Annotated in this window: 21 protein-coding genes and 2 pseudogenes; 12 read left to right on the top strand and 11 right to left on the bottom strand. The window is 69.2% G+C overall.

The genetic code is table 11. The features are described 5' to 3' along the window. Positions 1–12 precede the first annotated feature (12 nt). On the bottom strand, positions 13–528 hold the full coding sequence (locus tag AC07AB_RS10545) for an Lrp/AsnC family transcriptional regulator (protein WP_478563250.1): 516 nt from the start codon (positions 526–528) through the stop codon (positions 13–15). Between the two features lie 226 nt (positions 529–754). Here AC07AB_RS10545 and AC07AB_RS10540 point away from each other — a divergent pair, with 226 nt between their 5' ends. Continuing rightward, a complete protein-coding gene (locus tag AC07AB_RS10540; RefSeq protein WP_478563247.1) occupies positions 755–1,543 on the top strand; it encodes an NAD(P)-binding domain-containing protein in 789 nt (262 codons plus the stop codon). A gap of 66 nt (positions 1,544–1,609) precedes the next feature. On the opposite strand, the gene AC07AB_RS10535 is transcribed toward AC07AB_RS10540, so the two are convergent. The 4 genes from AC07AB_RS10535 to AC07AB_RS10520 are packed head-to-tail and all read right to left on the bottom strand — an operon-like array spanning position 1,610 to position 3,231. Then, a complete protein-coding gene (locus tag AC07AB_RS10535) occupies positions 1,610–1,822 on the bottom strand; it encodes a DUF397 domain-containing protein (protein ID WP_478563244.1) in 213 nt (70 codons plus the stop codon). A 42-nt stretch (positions 1,823–1,864) separates the two neighbouring features. Continuing rightward, complete coding sequence (locus AC07AB_RS10530; protein ID WP_478563241.1) at positions 1,865–2,086, bottom strand: DUF397 domain-containing protein; 222 nt, start codon at positions 2,084–2,086, stop codon at positions 1,865–1,867. 51 nt (positions 2,087–2,137) lie between these two features. Beyond that, positions 2,138–2,347 carry a DUF397 domain-containing protein gene (locus tag AC07AB_RS10525; protein WP_478563594.1) on the bottom strand — a complete coding sequence of 70 codons (210 nt, stop codon included), beginning with the start codon at positions 2,345–2,347 and terminating at the stop codon, positions 2,138–2,140. Positions 2,348–2,367: 20 nt separating this feature from the next. Continuing rightward, positions 2,368–3,231: a helix-turn-helix domain-containing protein gene (locus tag AC07AB_RS10520; protein WP_478563238.1), complete on the bottom strand. Its 864-nt coding sequence runs from the start codon at positions 3,229–3,231 to the stop codon at positions 2,368–2,370. Positions 3,232–3,649: 418 nt separating this feature from the next. Here AC07AB_RS10520 and AC07AB_RS10515 point away from each other — a divergent pair, with 418 nt between their 5' ends. Then, entirely contained in the window at positions 3,650–4,102 is a 453-nt protein-coding gene (locus AC07AB_RS10515) for an ATP-binding protein (RefSeq protein WP_478563235.1), read from the top strand. 10 nt (positions 4,103–4,112) lie between these two features. Next, complete coding sequence (locus AC07AB_RS10510; protein WP_478563232.1) at positions 4,113–4,313, top strand: hypothetical protein; 201 nt, start codon at positions 4,113–4,115, stop codon at positions 4,311–4,313. 655 nt (positions 4,314–4,968) lie between these two features. On the opposite strand, the pseudogene AC07AB_RS10505 reads toward AC07AB_RS10510, so the two are convergent. Continuing rightward, positions 4,969–5,118: pseudogene (locus AC07AB_RS10505) on the bottom strand (alpha/beta hydrolase fold domain-containing protein); the annotation flags it as partial. A 118-nt stretch (positions 5,119–5,236) separates the two neighbouring features. Beyond that, on the bottom strand, positions 5,237–6,166 hold the full coding sequence (locus tag AC07AB_RS10500; RefSeq protein WP_478563229.1) for an NADP-dependent oxidoreductase: 930 nt from the start codon (positions 6,164–6,166) through the stop codon (positions 5,237–5,239). Positions 6,167–6,242: 76 nt separating this feature from the next. Here AC07AB_RS10500 and AC07AB_RS10495 point away from each other — a divergent pair, with 76 nt between their 5' ends. Then, positions 6,243–6,617 (top strand): winged helix-turn-helix transcriptional regulator, encoded by a 375-nt coding sequence (locus tag AC07AB_RS10495; RefSeq protein WP_478563226.1) that lies wholly within the window; start codon positions 6,243–6,245, stop codon positions 6,615–6,617. 178 nt (positions 6,618–6,795) lie between these two features. Here the strand turns inward: AC07AB_RS10495 and AC07AB_RS10490 are convergent, their stop codons facing one another. Beyond that, entirely contained in the window at positions 6,796–7,458 is a 663-nt protein-coding gene (locus AC07AB_RS10490; protein ID WP_478563223.1) for a TetR/AcrR family transcriptional regulator, read from the bottom strand. Positions 7,459–7,575: 117 nt separating this feature from the next. Between AC07AB_RS10490 and AC07AB_RS10485 the strand changes: the two genes are divergently transcribed. The 3 genes from AC07AB_RS10485 to AC07AB_RS10475 all read left to right on the top strand — a co-directional run bounded on the left by AC07AB_RS10485 (position 7,576) and on the right by AC07AB_RS10475 (position 11,710). Then, entirely contained in the window at positions 7,576–8,586 is a 1,011-nt protein-coding gene (locus tag AC07AB_RS10485; protein WP_478563591.1) for a hypothetical protein, read from the top strand. 318 nt (positions 8,587–8,904) lie between these two features. Then, positions 8,905–9,540, top strand: coding sequence for a DUF6518 family protein (locus tag AC07AB_RS10480; protein ID WP_478563220.1), 636 nt, complete (start codon positions 8,905–8,907; stop codon positions 9,538–9,540). A 517-nt stretch (positions 9,541–10,057) separates the two neighbouring features. Then, positions 10,058–11,710, top strand: a complete 1,653-nt coding sequence (locus AC07AB_RS10475) for a DNA repair helicase XPB (RefSeq protein WP_478563217.1) — start codon at positions 10,058–10,060, stop codon at positions 11,708–11,710. A gap of 52 nt (positions 11,711–11,762) precedes the next feature. Here the strand turns inward: AC07AB_RS10475 and AC07AB_RS10470 are convergent, their stop codons facing one another. After that, the gene (locus AC07AB_RS10470) at positions 11,763–11,936 is read right to left on the bottom strand and encodes a hypothetical protein (RefSeq protein ID WP_478563214.1); all 174 of its coding nucleotides are present in this window, start codon (positions 11,934–11,936) and stop codon (positions 11,763–11,765) included. Between the two features lie 492 nt (positions 11,937–12,428). On the opposite strand from AC07AB_RS10470, the gene AC07AB_RS10465 reads away from it, so the two are divergent. Beyond that, on the top strand, positions 12,429–13,526 hold the full coding sequence (locus tag AC07AB_RS10465) for an FAD-dependent monooxygenase (protein ID WP_478563211.1): 1,098 nt from the start codon (positions 12,429–12,431) through the stop codon (positions 13,524–13,526). A 33-nt stretch (positions 13,527–13,559) separates the two neighbouring features. On the opposite strand, the pseudogene AC07AB_RS10460 reads toward AC07AB_RS10465, so the two are convergent. Then, a pseudogene (locus AC07AB_RS10460) lies at positions 13,560–13,788 on the bottom strand (IS5/IS1182 family transposase); the annotation flags it as partial. A gap of 233 nt (positions 13,789–14,021) precedes the next feature. On the opposite strand from AC07AB_RS10460, the gene AC07AB_RS10455 reads away from it, so the two are divergent. The 4 genes from AC07AB_RS10455 to AC07AB_RS10440 all read left to right on the top strand — a co-directional run bounded on the left by AC07AB_RS10455 (position 14,022) and on the right by AC07AB_RS10440 (position 19,358). Then, positions 14,022–14,465 (top strand): Rrf2 family transcriptional regulator, encoded by a 444-nt coding sequence (locus tag AC07AB_RS10455; RefSeq protein ID WP_478563208.1) that lies wholly within the window; start codon positions 14,022–14,024, stop codon positions 14,463–14,465. 186 nt (positions 14,466–14,651) lie between these two features. Beyond that, entirely contained in the window at positions 14,652–15,893 is a 1,242-nt protein-coding gene (locus tag AC07AB_RS10450; RefSeq protein WP_478563206.1) for an amidohydrolase family protein, read from the top strand. Positions 15,894–16,312: 419 nt separating this feature from the next. Then, positions 16,313–18,433, top strand: coding sequence for a HelD family protein (locus tag AC07AB_RS10445; RefSeq protein WP_478563203.1), 2,121 nt, complete (start codon positions 16,313–16,315; stop codon positions 18,431–18,433). Between the two features lie 265 nt (positions 18,434–18,698). Then, positions 18,699–19,358, top strand: coding sequence for a DUF4232 domain-containing protein (locus AC07AB_RS10440; RefSeq protein ID WP_478563200.1), 660 nt, complete (start codon positions 18,699–18,701; stop codon positions 19,356–19,358). 237 nt (positions 19,359–19,595) lie between these two features. On the opposite strand, the gene AC07AB_RS10435 is transcribed toward AC07AB_RS10440, so the two are convergent. Beyond that, positions 19,596–20,300: a copper homeostasis protein CutC gene (locus AC07AB_RS10435; protein WP_478563197.1), complete on the bottom strand. Its 705-nt coding sequence runs from the start codon at positions 20,298–20,300 to the stop codon at positions 19,596–19,598. Positions 20,301–20,303 lie beyond the last annotated feature (3 nt).

The following is a 20,303-nucleotide window of genomic DNA, read 5'->3' as shown; positions in this document are numbered from 1 at the left end:
GAGCCGCCCCGCTCACGCCCGCCCGTCTTGAGGCCGAGAGGGCTGCGGCATGGGAAGCGGGAGGGCCAGGCCCGTCTTGATGGTGTCGAACACGAGCAGGGTTTCGTAACGCCTGACGTTGTCGTCCGCGTTGAACAGGCGGTCGCCCAGGCGGCTGCATTCGCGCATGCTCCGCGCGGCCAGGACGACCGCGTAGTCCCATGCCCCCGCGACCTGGTAACACTGCTGAACCTGCGGGTCGGAGAGCATCCGTTCGGCGAAGGCGCGTTGGTGCCCGAACGATTCCTCGCCGAGGGTCACCAGGACCACGGCCAGGACCGTGGGGCCGAGGCGGTGCGGGTCGAGGACGGCGACCTGCCCGGTGATGAGGCCGTCCTTGCGGTAACGGGCGATCCGCCGCTGGACAGCGCTCGGTGAGAGCCCGACCCGTTCGCCGAGGTCGTGCAGGGTACGTCCGGCGTCGCGCTGGAAGAGGTCCAGGAGTTGCGTGTCGATCTCGTCCAGGCGGGGCGGCAGCGGTTCGGGCATGCAAGATTATTGCGTCCTGGCGCAAAAACTCTCAATCGCGTCGATCGGGCGCTCGGCTAGCGTCGACCGGGTCCGGAACACCCGGTGTTCCGGCTCGCGGGCCCCAACACCCAGCTCAGGCAGTCGACATCGCTATGCCCGCGAGACAGACCCGAGCAGTACGGACTCGACCTCACCGACCCGGACCGGCCCGGGTCGCCCCGGCACGCCATGGAGGCAAGACGCAGTGAAACGCATCGGCATCATCGGAGTGGGCGAGATCGGCCGGGCCATCGTGACGGGCCTGTGCGAAGGGGAAGACGAGTCTCCGGAGGTCTTCCTGTCACCTCGGGGAGCGGGCACGGTCGCCGAGTTGTCCGAGCGCTTCGAGAACGTGCGGGTGTGCGCCGGCAACCAGGAGGTGGTGGACCGTGCCGAGGTACTGATCATCGCCGTGCGCCGCCAGGACCGGCACGAAGCGCTCGCCGGCTTGAGGGTGGACGGCGGAAAGCTGGTCATCAACGTGATGGCCGGCGTCGGCATCGACGACCTGCGCCAGACCCTGGCCACGGACGCCCCACTGGTACGGGCGATCCCCCTGCCCGCCGTACGCGAACGCCGCTCCATCACGGTCACGTACCCCTCGCACCCCGCCGCGGACTCCCTCTTCGAGCGCCTGGGCGGCGTGCTCCCGGCCGAGGACGAGGCGGCCTTCAACGCCTTCTCCGCGCTGACGGGCACGCTGACCACCCACTACTCGTATCTCGCCACGCTCACATCGTGGGCCGTCGGCCACGGCATCGCCCCCGATAGCGCGGACAGCTACGTGCGCAGCCTCTTCCAGGGCGTCGGCCGCTCCCTGAGCGACCGGACCCGCTCCCTGCACCAGCTCGCGGCCGACCACGAAACCCCGAACGGAAACAACGAACGCATCCGCACCACATGGTTCACCCCGGCCAACTCCGAAGCCCTCGGCAAGGCCCTGGACGAACTCCTCGGCGGCCTTGAGGGGCCACGGGACAGCGGTCGGCGGTAACGGCACCCCAAAGGGCGGGGCTCCAGCCCCATGCTTCTGGCTGGGGCCCCGTGTTGGGGAGTTCGCCTATACGTCGCCGAACTCGCCGTGCTGCACGGCACGTACGAATGCCGTCCATGCCGCCGGGTGGAAGACGAATGCGCCCAGGGCGCGTTCCTTGCTGTCACCCACGGCGACCAGACCGTCGGTTGTAGATTGAGTTTCCACGCAAGTCGGGCCCTGGTCCCCGCTGTAGGAAGACTTCTCCCACCGACCCTTAGGCAAATTATTCCGGATCACAGAGTAGCCCTTCGTCGGACGACCCGACCTAAACCGCGCCTGTCAGCCTCGCCACATGTCACCCAACTCACCACGCTTCACGGAACCCACGAACTCCGCCCATGCAGCCAGGGGGAAAACGAACGCACCCAAGGCGCGCTCTTTACTATCTCCCACGGCGACCAACCCATCGTCAGTAGATTGAGTTTCCACGCACGTCGAGCCTTGGTCAGCGCTGTAGGAAGACTTCTCCCACCGACCCTTAGGCAAATTATTCCGGATCACAGAGTGGCCCTTCGTCGGACGGCCCGGCCTAAACCGCGCCTGTCAGCCTCGCTACATGTCCCCTAACTCGCCACACTTCACAGCAAGCACAAAATCCATCCATGCCACCGGAGAGAAAACGAACGCACCCGAGGCGCGATCCTTGCTGTCGCCCACAGCGACCAAGCCGTCGGCGGTGTACTGCGTCTCGACGCAATCAGACTGCTGCGAACCACTGTAGGAGGACTTGGTCCAATCCTGCTCGGGAAGGCTGTACCGCATCACGAAGGATACCCCTCTGCCTATTCATCAAGTTCTTGTGCGATCGAGGAGATCAATTTCATGGACTGCCCGGACGACAGCGCTGCTGACCTCAGCGCATCGAATGTATTGCGGTATTTCGAGACCGTGGCGTCCTCCTGCAAGAAGAGCGTGCCATCCAGGTACTCGACATAGACGATGTCGAGGTCCATGGGGTCAGGATACGAGAAGAGCATGAAGGCGCTCCCGACGTTGACGTAAGGACCCTGGAAGGGGATGACCTGAATGGTGATCCCGGAAGTCTCATTCATGTGCACGAGATGACGGAGCTGGTCGGCCATCACTTTAGGGTTATCGACTACCTGGCGCACTACGCCTTCGGTCAGGTAGCAGAGGTACGGCGGCGGTTCTTTCCGCCGGAACACCTCCTGCCGTTCGATTCGCAAGGAGACGTAGAAATCAAGCTCCTCCGCCGACAGCGGTTCACCCGATCCTGCAATGATCGCAGTGGCGTACTCCTTGGTCTGGAGAAGGCCGGGGACGACCAGCGGCTGGAAGACAGCGATTCTCGCGGTGTCGGCTTCCAGTGACAGCAGTTCCTTGAGCCCCGGCCCCAGAGCATCACCGTGCTGCCGCCACCAGCTTCGCTGCCGACCCTGAGTCGACAGAGCGATCAGCCTCTCCCGCAGCTTGTCTTCCTCCGGGACACCGTAGAGGTCCAGCAGGGTCTCCAGCTCAAGTCGTGAGCCGCGATAGCTGCCCGTCTCGATCCTGCTGATCTTGGAACCATCGCCGTGCAGCCTCCGTGCCGCTTCCTCCACGGACACCTGAGCGGCCTCCCTGAGTGTTCTCAGTTCCGCCCCCAACCTGCGGCGACGTGCCGTCCGGAGCGTCTGCTGGCCCACGGTGGTTTCTCCCTTGCTGACAGGTGGATGCCCGCCGCACGGTACGGCACCACCCAGCATCCTCCCGGGCTGCCGATGGCGAATCACCCCTAAGGGTGGAGTTCTGAGATTTGCGAGCCAACAACTTGCAGAAAAGCAGAACCTGGACCCATCGTATGAGGCGTCGCACCAGAACAACCGGCGGACGGTTCCCCGGTGCACCGTATAACCGTCAACTGCCTTGCCATCGGCCGGAGTTGGCGATGGGAGAACCCTGGAAACGCCACCGCCGAGCCCCGTCACGGCGCTTTCAGGGTCAGCTCCCACCAGGGAGCCCCAACGCGGCCTGCGGCCGCACAGGCCGGGCCCCCGCCCCCAACGGTTTCACCCCCACCGGCAGCGTGAGCGAGCAGTGAGGCGGCAGCCAACCATGGCGACGATGACCACAGGTGCATCGGGCGTACGCAGAAAACCCGTACAGGACACAAAGAGTTGGGCGATGGAGTTCGATCCGCACCGACTTCCACTCCTCCGGGAAGTGGTGACGGACCAGATGCGCGTCTGGGAGCTGGAGGAGCGTGTCGAAGACGCCCGTCTCATCGCCACAGAACTCGTATGCAACATCAAACACACCGGCGACAACCACTTCAGGTTGATCATGCGTCGCCGCACCGACGCGATCGTGATCGGGGTGCGGGACTTCTCGCCGGTGCTGGTGACATTCCCCGAAACGGAACCGGACTTGGCGGGCCTGGACCTGCGGCAGCTCTCCGAGCACGGCCGGGGGCTGGGCTGCGTGCGGAGCTTCGCGGACGATGTCGGCGTGCGCTCGGTGCCGAACGGAAAGGTCATCTGGGCGAAGCTGAGGTACCCACATGCCTGCCAGGCGTAGGTACAGAGCGGTGTACAGGACACTGGCGGTCGTCGCGCAGACGATTCGGCGGGGCGACTGGCTCAAGGTCGACGGCGCGTACTTCCGCGTGGTGGACCTGCGGAGCCGCGTCGGCGGGAGGCGCGTGGAGCTCGACGGCCATGCCCCGAGGAACCTCGACGACGGCGTGCTGTACGAGGTCCAGCGCCTCCAGAAGGAGCCGTACCGGTGACCGCCGAGCCCGAAGGCGGCTCCGAGGCCCCCGAGGTGCAAAACGCTCCCGACGCGGGAACGCAGTGCTACATGTGCCACCGCTCCCTCCCCAAGGAGGCCAGAGCCCTGGAGGGGGCGGTTGTCCTCGGCAAGGGGTGCGAGGTGCCGGTGTGTTGGTGCCAAAAGTGCATGGAGGTGCTCTTGTCGTACCACCGTCGGCAGAAGCCCCGGCAGGCGCATGGACGAGCCTCATGATGCCCGAAACCCTGTGGGCGCAGGCGACATGGGCGAAGGGCCGCTGCCGGAGGTGCGACACCGAGGGCGAAGTCGCCGACACCGGCGAAGACATAGGCCCCCGGGGCAGCCGGGCCCCCGTCCACGCCTGCCGAATCTGCTACTTCCTGCTCTGGCAGGGCCTGTGGGCGCATGTCATTCTCGACGCCCGCCAAAGCCCCGGAACCAGGACCACCGGCCCGGCTCTTCTCCCTTCCCCGCCGAACCGTGACAGGCGTTGTCCCCACCCGCAGACCGTAGGCGCGCGGTAGGTCGCTTGCGACGATTGTTCGGCGCGGGGGCGCTCAGGTGAGGGCCGTTTTGAGGGCCGTGAGCCAGTGCCGGGTGGTCTGCTGGGCGAGGGTGCTGTGCGGGGCGGCGAACTCGACCATGCGCCAGGCGCCAGGAACGTCCTTGGTCTCGACAGGGACGTCGGCCTCGGTGAGGCGGCGGGTGTAGGCGAGGCCCTCGTCCCGCAGGGGGTCCAGGCCGCAGGTGAGAACGTAGGCCGGGGGGAGCCCGGCGAGCGATGCGGCGCGGGCGGGTGCCGCGCAGGCGGGGAGGAACACGGCCATGCGGCATGAAGCACGGGTCTACCTCGCCCGCCACCTGGGCCTCGACTCCGGCTCTGCGAGCCGGCTGCTGCGGGCGCGAGGCCCCGCGGCGGGGTCAGATGGTGAGGACGAGCTTGCCCTGGAGGTGACCGGCATCGAGCAGCCGGTGCGCGTCGGCGACGCGCTCGAACGGGAACGTCTCCTGCACGTGGACCCGGAGCCTGCCCTGCTCGACGAGTTCGACGAGACCTCGCAGGGCGGCCGGGTCGGGGTCGACCGCGATGCCGCTGAAGCGCATGCCGGCCGCCTCGTACTTGGCGGCGAGTTCCGCATTCTCCTCGGCCGCCGCCGTGACCAAGTGGCCGCCGGGGCGGAGCACTTCGAGCGACCGCTCGACGGTGTCGCCGCCGATCGTGTCGAGCACGACGTCGATGTCGCGGGCCGCCTCGGTGAAGTCGACCGCCGTGTAGTCGATCACCTCGTCGGCGCCGAGCCCCTCGACGAACTTCCGCTTGCTCCCGCCGGCGGTCGCGATGACGTGCGCGCCGAGCGCTTTCGCGATCTGGATCGCGACATGGCCGACCCCGCCACCACCGCCGTGGATCAGGACGCGGTCGCCCTCGGTCACGCCGCCGATGTCGATGAGGCCCTGCCACGCCGTCAGCCCGACGACCGGCAGCGCCGATGCCTCGACGTGCGAGAGCGACGCCGGCTTGTGCGCCAGGTGCAGCGCCGGTGCCGCCACGACCTCGGCGTACGCGCTCGCCGCCCGTGGGAACAGCGGCATCCCGAACACCTCGTCGCCGGGCCTGAACCGCCATGTCTGCGGTGCCGCCTCGACCACGCCGCTGATGTCCCAGCCGAGGATGAACGGCGGCCGGCCGATCAGCGGGAACTCACCGGCGCGCAGGCGCGCCTCCAGCGGGTTCAGCCCGATCGCCTTGACGCGGACGAGCACCTCGGTCGGGAGAGGCCGGGGCTCGGGCGCGTCCACGATGGTGAGCACCTCGGGACCGCCGAGCGTCTGCTGGGTGATGACGCGCATGACTCTCCTGGCTTTGGAGGGGGGTAGAAGAGTCAGGCTAGTTTTCCGATAGGAACCAGCAGGTACCTTTGGCGCCATGAGCGGTTTCGGTCCCGGCGGCCCCTTTCTCGCCGACTGTCCGGGGCGGTTGGCGGTCGAGCTCATCGCCGACAAGTGGACGGCGGTCGTGCTCTACGGGCTCAGCGAGGGCCCGGTGCGCCATGGCGAGCTGATCGAGCTGATCGGCGGCATCTCGCGCAAGGTGCTCACCCAGACGCTCCGCCGCCTTGAGGCGCACGGACTCGTCCGCCGCCACGCCTACGCCGAGGTGCCGCCCCGCGTCGAGTACGAACTCACCCCGCTCGGGGCGACACTCATCGATCCGATCCACATGCTGACCGAGTGGGCGAGGGCGAACGGCGACGCGGTGCTCGACGCACTCGACGCCGATCCCGAGCCGGTCGGCCCGTAGCGGCCGAGGCCCCTGCCAGGGCCGTACCTCTTGTGCCGGCCCCCGGCCCCCGGCCCGCGCTCGGCCTGCGGGCTCTCAAGTCCCGGAAGGGCCGGGGCCGGGGGCTGCGGCAAAGGCCCGGACAGGCCACCATATTTTGTTTGTTTTTGACAGGTAGACGCACCAGGGTTTTCCGACGTCACGGCCGGGTGCGTTGCTCGGCCGCGTCGAGCGCGGGTGCGAGCGGGGCCAGCGCCGCGCGGAGCTGGTCGGGCAGTGAGCCGGAGGGCACGACCAGCCCTCCGGCGCCGAAACTCCCGGCGGCCTCCGCGCTCCCGGCCGGCCGGAGCCAGCCTTCCAACGCGATGCGAACCGCCGCGGCCACGCTTGCCGCGAGAACACGGGCCGCGTGCGCTTCGGCGTCACCCAGGCGTTCGGTGATCACCGCCGCGAGAGGGGGCTCGATGCCGGCTGTGGCATCGAGGAACGCGTCGCGCAGCGCGGTCCGGGCGGTGATCAGCAGCAGCGCCTCGCGTTCGCGCTCACCGGTGCCCGTGTACTGCTCGACCACTGCTTCAGTGACGGCGTCAGCCAGCCGCACCCCTGCGGGCCGGGCCGCGACCGCCGCCGCGATCCGCGCCTCCCTGTCCGAGGTGACAGCGGAGACGATCGCCTGCTCGCGGCTGGCGAAGTAGTTGTTGTAGGTGCGCGGCGAGACCCCGGCCGCCTCGGCGATGTCCTCGACCCGCACCTGGTCCGGTCCGCGCTCCAAGGCCAGACGCAGGGCCGCCTCGCGCAGCGCCTCGCGTGTGGCCTGCCGCTTCCGCTCCCGTAGCCCTGGTGATGGTGATGGTGTCGTCACGGTGTCAGCGTTCCACACGGGGTTGCGTGCACGCAAACTTGCGTGCACGCACTTTTCTTGTCAGTCTCGACACGCCCCGAGACCGACGGAGAGGACGCCACCATGCGAGCAAGAGGAATGACCTACGACACCGGATTCGTCGTGCACGGTCGGACATCCCGCGAGCACTTCGACCCCGCGGTGGTCCGGCGCGAGCTCGCCATCATCCGCGACGACCTGCACTGCAACGCGGTCCAGATCATCGGCGGCAGCCCGGACCGACTGGAGCTGGCCGCCTGTGCCGCCGCCGAACTCGGCCTGGAGGTCTGGTTCTCGCCCTACCCGCTGGAGCTGGATCCGCAGCAGATCCTCACGCTCTTCCGTGACTGCGCCGAGCGAGCGGAACGGCTCCGGCGGCAGGGGGCCGCGGTCGTGTTCGTCGCAGGGGTCGAGCTGAGCGTGATGAACCGCGGGTTCCTGCCCGGGGAGAGCCCCGAGGAGCGGGTCGGGCATCTGATGAGCCGGCCCGAGAGGCGAGCCGAGGCGATGCGCGAGCTCGGGGTGCGCGTCAACTCGTTCCTCCGCGACGCCGCGGCCACGGTCCGCGAGCGCTTCCGGGGCAAGCTCACCTACGCATCCATTCAGTTCGAGCAGGTCGACTGGGCCCCCTTCGACATCGTGACGTTCGAGCTGATCCGCTCCGCCGAGGTCGCCGACCGGTTCCGGGACGCGGTACGCACCCTGGCCCGAGGGCCGAAGCCGCTCGCCATCACCGGGTTCGGCACTGCGGCCTACCGCGGCGCGGGAGACCTCGGTGGGCGAGTGCTGGAAGTGGTCGAGTACGACGCGGAGACCAAGGCTCCTGTACGGCTGAAGGGCGTATACGAGCGCGACGAGGCCGGTCAGGCCGCATATCTGAGCGAACTGCTGGAGATCTTCGAGACCGAGGGCGTGGACAGCGCGTTCGTGTTCCTGTTCGCACTGCCTGGCTTTCCGCACCGGCCGGACGGCGACCCCAGAGACGACCTGGACCGGGCCGGCCTGGGCATCGTCAAACTCCTCGAAAGCCGCCGGGGGCAGACCTACCCCGACATGGAATGGGAACCCAAGGCCGCCTTCGCGGCAGTGGCGCAGCGGTACCGAAGGTGACGGCTCCCGCGCAGACACGGCACGTGCACCCTTCGACCAGGGTGTTTCCGTTGAGAACGGGCTTGCCGTCGAAGCAGTGGCCGACGGGGTCGACCAGGCGTCTCCCTCAGCTCAGCCGCGCCCGTCCGAAGCGACCTGAACCGCCGGAACAACTCCGGAGCTTCGCCTGAAAATGGCAATTTCTGTCGCATGAGTGTCTTGAACCCTACGAGAAATTCCCACGGAAGCACTTTACAGTAATCTCCATCACAGCAGGATGATCACAATGGCCGACCTGCGCCCATAATGCCCGTAGAGGCGTCTCCAAGGTTCAAGGTTGTGTTCATGCGTTCCTCATTATTCTCGAAAGCCTCACTGGCTCTGGTTCTGGCACTCGCCGCTGCCGTAGGAATTCTCAGCCCCCTCCTAGAACCGATAGGAGGCCGGGCGGCCCAGGTCACCTCTGTCACGCTGGGTGCCGGGTGGGCGTATGCCGCAGTTTCCTATTTTTCCGGAATGGCAGGCCATTCGAAAAAGGGAGCCGCCATCCTCGGCGTCGCCTCTCTCTGGGTATGCGTACCGGCTTACTACCTGACGAAGGCCGCCCAAGGCAGCTACTGGATGATCGACCTGAGCGACCACTCCGGGAAGACCGAATATTTCGCGTGGGATGGGCTTATATCGTCGATCGGGGTCTGGTGTGTGTTCGCCTGCCTGCTGGGGCCCGTCTGCGGGATATCCGGGAGGGCTTCGCGCAGTGGACCCTACCGTTTCCCTTTCCAGCTCCTTATTCCGTTCGTGGTCGTGGGTGAGACCACCATGCGCCTGGCCGATACGGCCCCTTTGCAGGATCAGCTGTCTGTACATACGTGGTATGTCACTCGGGTTTTGGCGATAGCCGCTGTCATCGTCCTGGCTGTCAACGCACTGTTGAAGAGGCGACGTCAGCGCCCCGCGGAACAAGCCCACGTGTAGGGCTCACCGCACATGAACCCAGAGCGGCGGGATGGCGGCGCGCGGCGGCACCATCCATGCAGAGCACCGAGGATCAACGGCCCACGCCGCATCTGAGGTGGTCACCGCGCCCCGACGAGTCGGCAGGGGCCCGGGAGGGACTGCGGCAGAGGCCCGGGCAAGCTTCGGCAGAGGCCCGGAGGGGCTGCCGCAAAGGCCCGGACAGGCTTCGGCAGAGGCCCGGAAGGGCTGCCGCAGAGGCCCGGACAGGCTTCGGCAGAGGCCCGGAGGGGCTGCGGCAGAGGCCCGGACAGGCTTCGGCAGAGGCCCGGAGGGGCTGCGGCAAGGGCCCGTACACGCCTGACCAGGGCGCTCCGGGAAGTGGCCCCCTCCCCTCCCCCCGATGAGCGACCATAGAAGGTGGCGCGCACCCCCGGCGCGTCGGCCGGGACACCCTTCCGGCGTCGGGCGCGGGCATAGCCCGTGCCGTGGCAGACGTTGTTTCTGTCGCGAGACGACCCTATCCATGGAGGAATGTGTGTCCTGCCTCATCGTCCAGAGCGACAAAACGCTGCTCCTGGAAGTGGATCACGAGCAGGCGGAAGCCTGCCGGCGGGCCATCGCGCCGTTCGCGGAGCTGGAGCGCGCCCCCGAGCACATCCACACCTACCGCATCACCCCCCTCGGGCTGTGGAACGCGCGAGCGGCCGGGCACGATGCCGAGCAGGTCGTCGACGCGCTCGTGGAGTTCTCCCGTTACCCCGTGCCGCACGCCCTCCTCGTCGACGTCGCCGAGACCATGGCGCGGTACGGGCGGCTGAAGCTGCTCAAGCACCCGGTGCACGGGCTGGTGCTGGAGTCCACCGACCGGCCGGTGCTGGAGGAGATCCTCCGGTCGAAGAAGGTCCAGCCGCTGGTGGGCGCGCGGGTCGACCCGGACACCGTCGTCGTGCACCCCTCCGAGCGCGGGCAGATCAAGCAGACGCTGCTGAAACTCGGCTGGCCGGCCGAGGACCTCGCCGGTTATGTGGACGGCGAGGCGCACGCCATCGAACTGGACGAGACCGATTGGGCGCTGCGCCCGTACCAGAAGCAGGCCGTCGAGGGCTTCTGGCACGGCGGCTCGGGCGTCGTGGTGCTGCCGTGCGGGGCGGGTAAGACCCTCGTCGGCGCCGGGGCCATGGCCGAGGCCAAGGCGACCACGCTCATCCTCGTCACCAACACCGTCTCCGCCCGCCAGTGGAAGCACGAACTGGTCAAGCGGACCTCGCTGACCGAGGAGGAGATCGGCGAGTACAGCGGTACGCGCAAGGAGATCCGCCCGGTCACCATCGCCACGTACCAGGTGCTGACGACCAAGCGGAAGGGCGTCTACCAGCATCTGGAGCTCTTCGACTCCCGCGACTGGGGCCTCATCCTCTACGACGAGGTGCACCTGCTGCCCGCGCCGGTCTTCAAGTTCACCGCCGACCTCCAGGCCCGCCGCCGCCTCGGGCTGACCGCCACGCTCGTACGGGAGGACGGCCGCGAGTCGGACGTCTTCTCGCTCATCGGGCCGAAGCGGTTCGACGCCCCGTGGAAGGAGATCGAGGCGCAGGGCTACATCGCGCCCGCCGACTGCGTGGAGGTGCGCGTCAATCTGACGGACGCCGAGCGGCTCGCGTACGCCACGGCCGAGACCGAGGAGAAGTACCGGTACTGCGCGACCACCGCCACCAAGCGCCGCGTCACCGAGGCCCTGGTGCGGCGGCACCAGGGCGAGCAGACGCTCGTCATCGGCCAGTACATCGACCAGCTCGACGAGTTGGGCGAGCACCTGGGCGCGCCCGTCATCAAGGGCGAGACGACGAACGCGCAGCGGGAAAAGCTCTTCGGCGCCTTCCGGGAGGGCGAGATCAGCGTGCTGGTCGTCTCGAAGGTCGCGAACTTCTCCATCGACCTGCCCGAGGCGACGGTCGCCATCCAGGTCTCCGGAACGTTCGGGTCCCGGCAGGAGGAGGCGCAGCGGCTCGGCCGCGTGCTGCGCCCGAAGGCGGACGGGCACGAGGCCCGTTTCTACTCCGTCGTCGCCCGCGACACCGTCGACCAGGACTTCGCGGCCCATCGCCAGCGGTTCCTGGCCGAACAGGGCTACGCGTACCGGATCGTGGACGCGGACGAGTTGCTGTCGGGGTCGGGGGACGGGGCCTGACGGTCCGGTCCTGGCCCTGTCGTCGGGAGGGCGAGTGAGGCTCGCCCTCCTCCTACTTCTCGTCCGCGTAGTCCCCAAGGAGGACGACGCTGATCGCCGCCCCGGCGAAAACCTTGATCGCGCGGAGCGTGCCGCCCAGCCCATGACGCTGCTGACCTGCGGCGGAGTTGAGGGTGGCACCTCGGCGGGCGCCCTGGCCGGTGTGGGTGAAGGTTGCGGTGCTCATGGGTTCCATCATGGTTTTCGCGGGGCCGCGACGCATCGGCCTGCCGATGTAACAACGGCCGCGCGTCCGTACGACTACAGGCCCATGCCTACCCCTACGGGAGAGGGACGGCGTCCCTGAGAGCGGGGGGGGAGGCCGCGGCGATGAGTTGACCGAGTTGTCCGGCCATGGTGCCCGCATCGCACACGGCGGCGTACGCACGTCGAGCGCCTGATCGGCAAGCTCAAGGCCGGGCGCGGCATAGCCACCCGCTACGGCAAGACACCCGAAAGCTACCTCGCCGGACTCCTGGGCCGCTCATCACGCTCGAACTGCGCCGAGCGGAGCCCTAACTGATAGGAAAAAAGACCAGTGATTAAAAGCTAACCGTTAGTGTTACGGTTGCCGCATGAAGAGGGCGGGGCTCGCCGAGTCCGACGGTCCGGCGCCGGGTTCGCCGTCGCCCGTCGTCGGCTGGTCCCACCACCACACCGGACGGCAAGAGGAGGAACGATGCGCACGGTGATCGTGGGAGCGGGTCTGGTGGGGCTCACCGCCGCGGCTGCGCTGCGGCAGATCGGGCATGAGGTCATCGTGCTGGAACACGCGCCGCAGGTGCGGGCCGCCGGGGCCGGCATCGCCCTGTGGCCCAACGCGCTGCGGGAGTTGGACACCCTCGGCGTCGGTGACGACGTCCGGCGCATGGGCAAGACCGTCGACGCCTGGTTCTTCGACGCCGCCGGACACCCGATGCGCGCGGCCGGCTACGAACCGGCCGTCCACCAGCTCCTGATGGTGCCGAGGCCGGGCTTGAACAACCTCCTCGTCGACACCCTCGGCAGGGACCGGGTCCGCCTGGGAACACACGTCACCGGCTTCACCGAACACGACACACACGTGGAAGTGCACATCGCCGACGGTGCGCCACTGCGGGCGGATCTGCTGATCGGAGCGGACGGTGTGTACTCCGACGTGCGCGCCACCCTGGTACCCGGCAGCGCGGCGGTCGCGCATGCCGGCAACTACGCCTGGCGGGCCGTGGTGCCCTCCGGGGACGAACGGCCGGAGGGCACGTTCGTCACGATCGGCCACGCGCGGACCCGAGGCGGCTACACGCGGGTCGCGCAGGGCCAGACCATGTGGTGGGTCGGCCAGTTCGACGCCGGTGAACTAGTCGGCGACAAGAGGGACCGGGCCCTGCGACGGGCCCGCAACGTGGCCGAGTCCGGTTGGCACGACGAGCTTCTGGAGATGATCGCCGCGACGCCGGAGGAGTCCATCCTGGAGAATCAGATCATGCTCGTCCCCGAGCTGCCACGCTGGACCACCGACCGGGTCGCGCTGATCGGGGACGCCGCGCACGGCCTGTCCCCGCACATCGCGGCGGGCGGCACCCTGGGCATCGAGGACACCGGAGTACTGCGCGCCGAACTGGCGAGCGGGTCCGACATAGCCGCCGCCCTCGCCCGCTACGAGAGCGCCCGCCGCTCCCGGTTCGAGCAGGTGCGCGAGCACTCCGCCGCGATCGAGCACGCCAACGGGGCCGCCGAATCCGCCGAACGCTACGCCGCCTTCACCCACTGGATGACCACCACCATGCCCACCACCTGACCAGGCCCTATCAGGGTCTGTGTGAGGTGGCGATCAGTGGGCGGCTTCCCGGAGGCTGTCGATCCAGATCATTCACTGAGGCACGGAGATGGAGTCCGGCGAGGCAGCTTTCGGATGCCTTGTCGTAGCGGGTGGCTATGCCGCGCCCGGCCTTGAGCTTGTTGAACGGGCGCTCGACGGTGTTCCGTTGTCTGTAGAGATCAGCGTCGTGGCCGATGGGCCGGCCGCCTCGTACGCCCTTCTTCTTCCGGTTGGCCGCTTCTTCCGGTTGGCCGCGGGATGATCCTGAAGTCCTGATGCGCTTGGACTCACCTGCGGCGGCGGGCCGCGGGGTCGCGTCGCGGGGCCGCGGGGCCGCGTTCAGCCTTTCACGTTCATCCCGTGGCCCCGCTTGGTCTCTCACCTGAGTTACGCCCGTTGAGGCGACTCGGTTGATCGTCGATCAAACCGCAACTACTCTGGTTGCAGTTAACCGGCGATGGCGAGGAGCAGGAGATGGCGGGGCTCAGCAGTAGGAGCGCGGTCGCGATTCACGCGCTGGCGATGCTGGCGCACCGGCGTGGGGGCTCGTTGACTTCCGCGGAGATCGCGGACAGCCTTGAGAGCAATCCCGTCCTCGTGCGGCGCATCCTCGGCCGCTTGCGAGACGCCGACCTGGTGTGGTCCGCCGAGGGTCGGGGAGGCGGCTGGTCCCTTGCTCGCGCCCCGCGGGACATCACGCTCCATGACGCGTACGCCGCCGTCGAGGAAGGGCAGATCTTCTCGCGGCACACCCATCCGCCCAGCGGGGCGTGCGAGGTCGGACGCAACATCGGCGACCTGCTCGACGCCGAGTTCCAGAGCGCGGAACGAGCTCTGGAGGAGCGACTCGGCAGGACGACGATCGCCGGCCTGCTGCATCAGATACTCGCCTCCGACAGTAAACCGAGGAATCACTGATCAGGCGCTGACGCATACCCACCCTGCGTCATACCGCATGACTCAACTGTAACTGGCTTGGTTGCAGTTTTTCCGGCCCGGGCACTCCGGGCCCTCCTGACCCTCGATGTCAGCGGTCGGCCGCATGACCCGTCCGCGTGTACCGAGGCCCGAACACCTGCTCAGAACGCACCGGGAGTGAGAGCGATGCCCCAGGAATCCGAAGCAATCGCGGGCACGGGGGCCCGTGGCCCCGCGACCTACGACCTCGTGATCAGCCGCGCACATGTCTTCGACGGCCGCCAGGCGCTCGCCGGTCTGTACGACGTCGCCATCAATGGCGGAGAGATCGCTTCCGTCTCGGCCGAGCCGCTCAGGGGCAGCCAGGAGGTGGATGCGGCCGAAGGATGGGTCATGCCGGGCCTGATCGACACTCATATCCACTTCTACGACGTGCGCGCGGTCTCCGATCCGGAGTCGATGCGGGCCTTCGAGGAGAACGAGCTTCCCGGAAGGCTCGGGCTGTTCCTCGACCACGGCATCACCACCATCAAGTCGGTGGGTGATCCGACGGGCGGAATTCTGGACACGCGGGCGAAAATCGCCGCGGGCGCGCTGCGGGGCCCGCGACTGCTGGCGACCGGTTGCGGTATCACCGGACGCGACGGGCATCCCGCCGCCACTGTCTTCAGCGGCAACCCCTGGGCGCGCGAGCGCTTCACGGGAGAGGTCGACAGTGTGCGGCAGATCCGCGACCTGGTGCACCACCTCGCCGACCGCAAGGTGGACGCGGTCAAACTCCTGTCGGAAGGCGCGTGTGCGCACGCCGGCGGGCCGAAGTACCTCTGGCGGAATCCTGCCTTTCCGGGTGGTGTCGAGTTGGAACGGCTTCCCCTCGATCTCCTGCGGGCGGGTATCGAGACCGGGCACGAGCGGGGCCTTCGGGTCACCGTCCACACCACCCAGCAAGCCGCGGCACGCGAGGCGATCGAGGCTGGGGCGGACGGCCTGGAGCACGGTGTCACCGTCGAGCCCCTCACCGACCACTCGCTCATCGACCTGATGCTCGAACACGGCATCACCTACACGCCCACGCTCTGGATCGACGATGCCCACCCGGACGCCCGTGGCAATCTCAAGAAGGTCGCCGAGGCCGGCGTGCACATCGCGCTGGGCAGCGACACCTTCAGCGGCCGGGGCCTGTTCGGAGCCAACACCCTGGACGAGGCCGAACTCATGGTGGCGGCCGGGATGACGCCCACCCAGGTGCTGGCCGCAGGTACCAGCGGCGCGGCGCGGCAGTGTGTCCGCCCCGACCTCGGCGCGGTGGCCCCCGGCAAGCGCGCCGACCTGCTCGTGCTGAACGCTGATCCCACTGCGGACATCGACAACCTCCGCGATCTCGGCAAAGTGATCCTGAACGGCGGGGTCGTCGTCGACAAGCGCTAGGCGCGCGCGTGGCGGGACGCCCTCCCGTCGTTTCCCGTCGTTTCCCGTCGTTTCCCTCCAGGGGTAAACGACCCATGAAGACCTGGTTCATCACTGGCGTCAGCAGCGGTTTCGGCCGCCTGATGACGGAAAAGCCGGGCCCGCCGGCCCGCAGGGCCTCGGTCTTGCACGGCCTTGCGCTCTCCCCAGGTCCCGCACCTGCCAGACGGGCGGGTACGTACGCCGGAAACGGAAAGGCGCGCCCCGCTCCGGCCGCGTGCCGGATCAAGGCCCGTAAAACCATTCGCGCCCCCCATCCGTGCTGACTACAATCTCCGTCTCCCCGCCTCCCACGCCGCCGCATCACCGGGAGCGCCCCCGTCCGGACGGAAACCGGCCGGTATCTCGCTCGCTACCCACTCATAGACGGAGGCAGCACCGTGCTCTCGCACGCCCAGGGGCAGGACCCGACCGAGGCCCAGGACCAGGACCAGGACCAAGACCGCGCCCGGGACCCGGAGTCCAATCCGCTCGACCGGGAGCGCGCCCATCTCACCGCCTCCCGTTCCGCGCTGCGCGCCATGCGCGCGGACGTCGAGTCCCTCGACATCAAGGACGTCACGGCGAACTGGGTCAACGCCGAGGTCCTGCGGAGCCAGATCGACGACCGGATCAAGGCGCTGGCCGACCTGGCCCACACCCCGCTCTTCTTCGGCCGCCTCGACTACCGGCACGCGCCGGGCACGGAGCTGGCCGAGGGCGCGGAGGGCGAGCAGTTCTACATCGGCCGCCGGCACGTCCACGACGCGGACGGCGACCCGATGGTCATCGACTGGCGCGCCCCGGTCTCCCAGCCCTTCTACCAGGCGTCGAAGAAGAATCCGCTGGACGTCCAGCTGCGCCGCCGCTTCGGTTACACGGGCGGCGAGCTGACGGCGTACGAGGACGAGCACCTCACCGACCGTACGGAGACCGAGCGGTCCAGCAAGCTGCTCCAGAGCGAGATCGAACGGCCGCGCGTCGGCCCGATGCGCGACATCGTCGCGACGATCCAGCCGGAGCAGGACGAGATCGTACGAGCCGGGATCGGCGGCACCGTGTGCGTACAGGGCGCGCCCGGCACCGGGAAGACCGCCGTCGGCCTGCACCGCGTCGCCTACCTCCTGTACGCGCACCGCGACCGGCTGGCCCGCTCCGGCACCCTCGTCATCGGCCCGAACCGCTCCTTCCTGCACTACATCGAGCAGGTCCTCCCGGCGCTCGGCGAGCTCAACGTCGCACAGGCGACCGTCGACGACCTCGTCGCCCATGTCGAGGTGCGCGGTACGGACCCGGCCGCCGCGGCCCGTATCAAGGGCGACGCGCGCATGGCGCGGGTTCTGCGGCGCGCGGTGCGCTCCGGGGTGACGATGCCGACGGAGGCCGTGGTCGTGGTCCGCGGCTCGCGGCGCTGGCGGGTGCCGGCGTACGAAGTCGAGGAGATGACCCAGGAGTTGCTGGCGCGCGACATCCGGTACGGGGCGGCCCGCGAGGCCCTTCCGCAGCGCATCGCGCACGCCGTGCTCGTACGGATGGAGGAGGCCGGGGAGGCCCCCGACGACCGGGTGCAGGACTCCGTGGCGCGCAACGCCGCGGTGAAGGCCGCGGTCAAGGCGGTCTGGCCGCCGGTCGATCCCGCGAAGCTGGTGCTGCGGCTGCTGGGCGACGCGGAGTTCCTGGCGGAGCACGCGGACGGGCTGCTGTCGCCGGAGGAGCAGAAGGAGATCCTGTGGGTGAAGCCGGCGCGCAGCGCGAAGTCCGCCAAGTGGTCCGCCGCGGACGCGGTGTTGATCGATGAGACGCAGGACCTCATCGCCCGTACGCACTCGCTCGGGCATGTCGTGCTCGACGAGGCGCAGGACCTGTCCCCCATGCAGTACCGCGCGGTGGGGCGGCGCTGCTCGACGGGTTCGGCGACGATCCTCGGCGACCTCGCGCAGGGCACCACGCCCTGGGCCACGGACAGTTGGCAGGAGGCGCTGGGCCACCTCGGCAAGGCGGACGCGGTGGTCGAGGAGCTGACGCAGGGGTTCCGCGTGCCGCGCCAAGTCATCGCGTACGCCTCGCGGCTGCTGCCCGCCATCGCGCCGGGGCTGGCGGAGGCGACGTCGATCCGCGAGGCGGCGGGCGACTTCGCGGTACGGGCGGTGGCGGCCGGGGAGCTGGACGCCTCGGTGATCGCCGCCTGCCGGGAGGCGCTCGCCAAGGAGGGCTCCATCGGTCTGATCGCCGCCGAGGCCAGGTTGCCGGCGCTGTCCGAGGCGCTGGCGGCGGCGGGCCTGACCGCGCTGGCCCCCGGCGAGGAGACCTCCGCCGAGGCCCGTCTGACGCTCGTACCGGCGACGCTCGCCAAGGGCCTTGAGTACGACTACGTGGTGCTGGACGAGCCCGCCGCCGTGGTCGACGGCGAGCCGGACGAGCGCACGGGCCTGCGCCGCCTGTATGTGTCCTTGACGCGAGCGGTCTCGGGGCTGACGGTGATCCACTCGGCGCCGCTGCCGGAGCAGCTGACGGCGAGCTGACAGCGGTCCGACGGCGAGCCGATGACCGCGGTGAAGAGTTCAGCAGCTCGGAGAAGGGTTCAGCCGGCACTCCGTCAGCGCGGTGAACTGGCGGCGGTACGGGCGCTGTTGGCCGCCGCGGGAACGGCCCGCGGCCCGCGCACGCGGTACGGCAGCGGGACGTGAGTGAAGCGTTTCCGGAACGTAAGCGGCCCCAGGAAGAGTGGTGTCCACAGGGCGGGAACGACCGAAGAAGAGTCCCGCACAACGCAGGGGGAACCCGATTATGCGTACTTCCCGGATTCGTACCGTCACTCTGGCCGCCGTCACCGCCGCGCTGGCGCTCGGACTGACCGCCTGCGGCGGCTCCGACGGCGACTCGAAGGCGGCGGGCGGCGACAACGCCGGCGCGGCGCTGAGCCAGTCCGCTTCCCACGCGAACGGCAAGGGCGGCACGGACAAGACCACGGGCAAGAGCGCCGCGAACGAGGCCGCGGGCGAGGGCACGACGGCCGGCTCCCAGCAGTGCCGCGGCGACGAGTTGCAGGTCGGCGCGGTGCACCGGTTCGCCGGACAGCAGGGCGACCACCTGCTGATCACCGCGTCGAACACGGGCGACACGCCCTGCTGGGTGACCTCGTACCCGTCCGTGAGGCTCGGCGGCGACGTCGACAGCGCCGCCCTGCCGCACTCGAAGAAGGACGAGCGGGGCGGCGGCGGCAAGCACATCACGCTCCAGCCCGGCGGCAAGGTCTACAGCGCGGTGAACCTCTTCGACTACGGCTCGAAGCACCACACCGCCAACACGTTCGCCATGGCGCTGCGCGGCACGGACGGCCAGGACGGCCCCTCCTACTCCGTCGACACCAAGGGCGACAAGCCGCAGTTCAGCTGGAACGAGGCCGACGTCCTGAACTGGAACACCAAGAAGCCCTACAACTTCTGACAGCCGACAGCGGGCGGCGCGTCACCCCGACGCGCCACGCCACCCCCGCCCCTTCCCCGCGACCGGGTACATGCCAGGCGTCGCGGGGCGGACGGGCGTCGGGGGGCGGACGGGCGTTTGGCGGCAGGGGCTGAGCCCGGCCTACGCGCTTGGCGGCAGGGGCTGAGCCCGGCTTACGCGCTTGGCGGCAGGCGTCGAGCGCGGCTTACGCGCTTGGCGGCAGGCGTCGAGCGCGGCTTACGCGTCCAGCGCCTCGCGCCACACCCGCACCGCGCCCGCGTCCACCGGCGCCTCCCACCCCGCGGGCCGCGAGGCGCCGCCGATGTGGAAGGCGTCGGCCCCGGCCTCCCGCAGCACCGGTACGTGCGCGAGCCGCAGCCCCCCGCCCACGAGGATCCGCGGCCCATAACCGGAGTCGCCGGCCACGTGCCGAGCCAGTTCGGCGAGCAGTGTCTCCAGGCCGTCGCCGACCCCTGACGGGGAGCCCGCGGTGAGATACGTGTCCAAGCCCGGCTGGTCCGCGAGCTGCTTGCGCAGAGCGTCGCGGTCGGCCGCCCGGTCCACCGCCCGGTGGAACGTCCAGCGGGCCGCGGGCCCCATGGCCTCCACCAGCGCGTCCACGGCCGTGAGATCGGCCCGGCCGTCCGGGGTGAGGAAGCCGAGTACGAACTCGTCGGCGCCCTCCTCGCGCAGTCCGCGCGCGGCGGCGCGGAGCGCGTCCAGCGCCGCCGCGTCGCCGACCGCGAAGCCGTCCGTGGCGCGGAGCATCACGCGCACCGGGATGGAGACGGCGGCGCGCACGGCGGCGAAGGTCTCGCGGGCGGGGGTCAGGCCGTCGGCAGCCATGTCAGCGACCAGTTCGAGGCGGTCCGCCCCTCCGGCCTCGGCCGCGATCGCGTCCTCCGTGCTGAGGGCGATCACCTCAAGCATTGGTCTAGACATGTC

It is taken from the genome of Streptomyces sp. NPDC044033 (assembly GCF_056434425.1).
This window is presented reverse-complemented; position numbering and strand designations above follow the sequence as displayed.